The 4,859-nt window shown below is 45.4% G+C and carries 4 protein-coding genes, 4 tRNA genes and 1 rRNA gene; 1 reads left to right on the top strand and 8 read right to left on the bottom strand.

From position 1 onward, the window contains the following. The 5 genes from HEP82_RS19655 to HEP82_RS19635 form a co-directional block, all read right to left on the bottom strand. Positions 1-124, bottom strand: a 124-nt coding sequence (locus HEP82_RS19655) for a GTP-binding protein (RefSeq protein ID WP_004202223.1), incomplete at its 3' end; no start/stop codon positions are given. A gap of 105 nt (positions 125-229) precedes the next feature. Further along, positions 230-305, bottom strand: a tRNA-Thr gene (locus tag HEP82_RS19650). A gap of 9 nt (positions 306-314) precedes the next feature. Continuing rightward, positions 315-389 (bottom strand) — tRNA-Gly (locus HEP82_RS19645). Positions 390-524: 135 nt separating this feature from the next. Continuing rightward, a tRNA-Tyr gene (locus HEP82_RS19640) sits at positions 525-609 on the bottom strand. A 17-nt stretch (positions 610-626) separates the two neighbouring features. Then, positions 627-702: transfer RNA gene (locus HEP82_RS19635), tRNA-Thr, on the bottom strand. 675 nt (positions 703-1,377) lie between these two features. On the opposite strand from HEP82_RS19635, the gene coaA reads away from it, so the two are divergent. Then, a complete protein-coding gene (gene coaA, locus HEP82_RS19630) occupies positions 1,378-2,328 on the top strand; it encodes a type I pantothenate kinase (RefSeq protein WP_192459588.1) in 951 nt (316 codons plus the stop codon). A gap of 21 nt (positions 2,329-2,349) precedes the next feature. On the opposite strand, the gene birA is transcribed toward coaA, so the two are convergent. The 3 genes from birA to rrf form a co-directional block, all read right to left on the bottom strand. Continuing rightward, a complete protein-coding gene (birA, locus tag HEP82_RS19625; protein WP_192459587.1) occupies positions 2,350-3,309 on the bottom strand; it encodes a bifunctional biotin--[acetyl-CoA-carboxylase] ligase/biotin operon repressor BirA in 960 nt (319 codons plus the stop codon). Further along, positions 3,306-4,343 (bottom strand): UDP-N-acetylmuramate dehydrogenase, encoded by a 1,038-nt coding sequence (gene murB, locus HEP82_RS19620; protein ID WP_192459586.1) that lies wholly within the window; start codon positions 4,341-4,343, stop codon positions 3,306-3,308. The genes birA and murB overlap by 4 nt, the downstream gene beginning before the upstream one ends. Positions 4,344-4,735: 392 nt before the next feature. Continuing rightward, positions 4,736-4,851 (bottom strand): 5S ribosomal RNA (gene rrf / locus HEP82_RS19615). Positions 4,852-4,859 lie beyond the last annotated feature (8 nt).

The following is a 4,859-nucleotide window of genomic DNA, read 5'->3' as shown; positions in this document are numbered from 1 at the left end:
CACCGTAGGTTTTAGCCAGAACAGTGGTGATGGCAGCGGTCAGCGTTGTTTTACCATGGTCAACGTGGCCGATAGTACCGACGTTAACGTGCGGCTTTGTACGTTCAAATTTTTCTTTAGACATCGATTGTCCCTCTAAGACACGGATAAATCGGTGGTATCACCACATCAACCAAGCAATTACTTGCTGAGCCTTTAACAGATAAAAATCAGGAGGAAAATAAAGAAGTGGTGCTGATAGGCAGATTCGAACTGCCGACCTCACCCTTACCAAGGGTGCGCTCTACCAACTGAGCTATATCAGCACATCTGTTTGGAGCGGGCAGTGGGAATCGAACCCACATCATCAGCTTGGAAGGCTGAGGTAATAGCCATTATACGATGCCCGCATCCTGGAACTCGGCTACCTGATTTTTCTGTAGAATTTCAAAGTGAATTGGGTTTTGTATGCATGATTCACTTTTTACGATCCGGCCTTAATACTGATAACCGTATCGTTAACATCCTGTTTCCAGGATAGAATCTGGTGGTGGGGGAAGGATTCGAACCTTCGAAGTCTGTGACGGCAGATTTACAGTCTGCTCCCTTTGGCCGCTCGGGAACCCCACCTAATTATCTACACTTGATGGTGCCGGCTGCCGGAATCGAACTGGCGACCTACTGATTACAAGTCAGTTGCTCTACCTACTGAGCTAAGCCGGCCTCAAGTGCTGCGCATTCTAGGTAGAGATATCACTCTATGCAACAAAAAAATTGCTCAAATCGCACTACCGATTAGATTTTGTTCAAATATGAACGCGGTTTCATAGCACTGATAAGGTACCGCACAAATAACCGTCAAAATCATCAGGCAAACCCACTTCATGGCTGCCCAGCAGTTATCCCGGGAATAGCGCGTATTTCTATATCTGTAGGCATTTGTTGCACCAAAAGAGAGCTTATCCCTTATTAATTCGACAAGACATCCTGAAAGGTAACTTCATTACAATTACCTTAGCTGATATTCGCCTGGAAAGACGAGTCTAATCAACACAGATTCAGCTATGATGAATAGCTGCTTTCTGTTAGTGATAACGATGCCAAAAAGACAAAAGTTCCCATAAGAACATCCCCTTACATTCTTTCAACCAAGCTGAAACAAACGGCATTACTTAACCCGCAAAATCGAATAGCGTACTTGATGCATTGATCACAGGCATCAGGGACCACACAGTTTTTTGCTTCTTTTCGACGCCCTCATAGTGGTAACCTGCCCGCTGGACGATTAATTTTGCGGGAAAGGATGCGATGGCCTTAGCCTACCCAACCCGTCCCCCCTCATTTCCAGGTATACAAGGCTAATGCTTTTTACCTGTAGCGTCGGGCAAATATATTTTTATGAAGAACAGAGAGCAGTCTTTCACTACGCCTTATCTACATTTTAACCGTCAGCAATGGGCCAACCTGCGTGACTCTGTGCCTTTAATGTTGACAGAAGATGAAATCGTTAAATTAAAGGGTATCAATGAAGATCTATCGTTAGACGAGGTCGCTGAAATTTACTTGCCCCTTTCTCGTTTGCTGAATTTTTACATCAGTTCCAACCTGCGTCGGCAAGCTGTTCTTGAACAATTTTTAGGAATGAATGGGCAAAAAATCCCCTATATCATTGGGATCGCCGGTAGCGTTGCCGTTGGTAAAAGCACAACAGCCAGAGTATTGCAAGCACTACTTAGTCGATGGCCCGAGCATCGTAAAGTGGAATTAATCACTACAGATGGATTTCTTCATCCAAATAAAACCCTTCATGCAAAGGACTTAATGAAGAAAAAAGGGTTTCCACAGTCGTATGATATGCACCGCTTAGTAAAATTCGTTTCTGATATAAAATCAGGGGCTACAAGCGTTACAGCACCGACATATTCCCATTTGACTTATGATATTGTACCCGAATGCAATAAGGTAATATCACAACCTGATATTCTTATACTTGAAGGGCTGAACGTTCTACAAAGTGGGATGGATTATCCGCATGATCCTCATCGTGTGTTTGTATCTGATTTCGTGGACTTCTCTATTTATGTAGATGCACCGGAAAATCTGCTTGAAAATTGGTATATCAGCCGTTTCCTTAAGTTCAGGCAAGGCGCATTCTCAAACCCAGATTCATATTTTCATAATTATGCGAAATTGACTGAAGACGAGGCCATCGGCATCGCATCGCAATTATGGAAAGAAATTAATGGATTAAACCTAAAACAAAACATCTTGCCGACACGAGAACGTGCTAGTTTAATTTTGAAAAAAAGCGCCAATCATGCAGTGGAGAGTGTAAGACTGAGGAAATAAAGGGGGAAACCCCTTTATTTTTCATGCACCACGTAGGGAAATTTCGCCCCCGATATAGGAAGAGACGATACCATCTTGCTCAAGGAGCAAAGCTCCTTGAGCATCAATACCCTTGGCAACACCTATTATTTCACGGTTCCCGATAATCAATTTAACTTGCCGATTATAGAAGTTATCTAGGTTATTCCACCGTGACGTAAATGATGAAAAACCGTGTTGTTCATATTCGGCTAACGCAGTTCGTAACTCGGTAATAACTCTTGCTGCCAAAGCATTTCTATCGATGGAAATACCAGCCTCCTGAAGGTTAATCCATCCCTGATTTACTACTGCGACATCAGGTTCCCGCATTCGTAAATTAATTCCGGCACCGATAACCAAATGAGCAACATCCCCTGTTCGACCATTTAATTCGACCAAAATTCCAGCCAACTTTCTATCATTCAGGTACAAGTCATTCGGCCATTTAACCCTCACACCTTCAGCGCCGAGCGAATGCAGCACTTCAGCCATAACTATGCCAATCACAAGACTTACGCCAACGGCGGCTGCAGGCCCCTGCTCCAGACGCCAATACAATGATAAATATAAATTAGCCCCAAATGGAGAAAACCATTGTCTTCCTCTGCGCCCCCGGCCGGCCTGCTGATATTCAGCCACGCAGGCGTCTCCGGAGGAAAGTGTTCCCAAACGCTCAAGTAGGTACTGATTGGTCGAATCGATAACGGGTAATACCGATATATTGCTACTCCCTGCCATAACCCTGATCTTATCTGCATCAAGTAGTTGTATTGGCGCAGGCAAAGAATATCCCTTGCCAGTTACAGTATAAATATCTAGGCCCCAGTCTCTAATCGTCTGTATATGTTTATTGATTGCCGCTCTGCTCATCCCCATGAGCTCACCCAGATACTCACCGGAATAAAATTGTCCATCAGATAACACAGAGATCAATCTTAATGGAATAGTGTAATCTTTCATGACAAGACTCCGACAGCATCAACCTCTCCCAGAGAGGAAATAAAACGAACTTCCGGCTCTAGCCACACACCAAATTTGTCCGCAACCTGATTACGGACATACCTCGCCAATTCGACGATATCCCGACTCACTGCACTGCCTTGATTAATTAATACCAGCGCTTGCTTTTCATGCACAGCGGCTCCGCCAATACGGTAACCTTTGAGCCCGCACGTATCGATTAACCATCCAGCCGCAAATTTAACATTACCATCAGGTTGCAGATAATGTGGAGCCCCTGGATACAATTCCAGAAGCTTTTCCGCCTGATGCATAGAAATAATAGGATTCTTAAAGAAACTACCGGCATTTCCTTCAATAGCCGGATCCGGTAACTTTGCCCGACGCATCGAGCACACTGCGTCAAATATCTGTCCCGCAGTTACTGAATGCACATCCAAACGGCTGAGCTCCCCATAAGCAAGAACAGGTTTCCAATCTTTTTTTAAAGACAGCCCTACGGCAATAATCGCGAATCCATTTCTGTATTGATGCTTAAAGATACTTTCACGATAATCGAATTGGCATTCCTCAGCGCTCAGACGCAGTATAGAGCCACTATCCAGATCCAACACATCTGCATATGCGCATACATCTTTTAATTCGATACCGTAAGCGCCAATATTTTGAATCGGTGCAGATCCTACACATCCAGGGATAAGCGCAAGATTTTCCAATCCCGGAATGCCTTGAGACAAGGTCCACTCCACTAATTGATGCCAATTCTCTCCAGCCCCGACATGAAGTTCCCAAGATGTTTCCGTTTCCTGAATATCAATGCCTCTTATCCTGTTAATCAATACAGAACCGGCAAAATCCTCCAAGAACAGGACATTACTACCTTCTCCCAGTATCAATATGGGTAATCCAGCTTTTTTTGCCTTTTTCCAAGCAGAAATAAGCTCCGACGGTTCCTTCACGATCGCCGTGTCAGCAGCGTTAACGGATAATGAGAAGGAATTGAAAAGGTATAATGATGAAGCGGGGTTAGTCATGGCGCATGATACTCGACGTTATGTTTCGAGCCATAGTCTACCTGATGATGAAGCGCGGCAGGGGGATTTTTATCGTTCAGCATAACGTCAGCACAGCATACCACATCGCTACAGGATGATGCCGGCCGCCGCACAAAACCGCTGCCACACGCGCAAACACCGTATTCCGTGTATTCACGATATCTCTCCGGCTACCTGTCCTTGTACCTGAACGCAGAAGCTCTACCGGATGCGCCACCATCAATACCGTCTCGTGATGAAAACCGCGCAGCAAGCACGGTGGCATCTCCCGCATGGGGCCTCGCGGTATGGATAAAGGCCGCCTTCCCCGGTAACGCGCAATGAATAAAAAAAGACCCCGTACACTGTACGGGGTCCTTCTCTCGTTTAAAACCTGGCAGTTCCCTACTCTCACATGGGGAGACCCCACACTACCATCGGCGCTACGGCGTTTCACTTCTGAGTTCGGCATGGGGTCAGGTGGGACCACCGCGCTATCGCCGCCAGGCATATTCT

The sequence above is a fragment of the Musicola keenii genome (assembly GCF_014855505.1).
Taxonomy (GTDB): domain Bacteria; phylum Pseudomonadota; class Gammaproteobacteria; order Enterobacterales; family Enterobacteriaceae; genus Musicola; species Musicola paradisiaca.
Note: the sequence above shows the minus strand (reverse complement) of the source record. Positions and strands in the feature narration are given on the sequence as shown.

Excerpts from the sequence above, each read along its gene's own strand:
- coaA (WP_192459588.1), top strand. The coding sequence starts at position 1,378 with ATGAAGAACAGAGAGCAGTCTTTCACTACGCCTTATCTACATTTTAAC.
- birA (WP_192459587.1), bottom strand. The coding sequence starts at position 3,309 with ATGAAAGATTACACTATTCCATTAAGATTGATCTCTGTGTTATCTGAT.
- murB (WP_192459586.1), bottom strand. The coding sequence starts at position 4,343 with ATGACTAACCCCGCTTCATCATTATACCTTTTCAATTCCTTCTCATTA.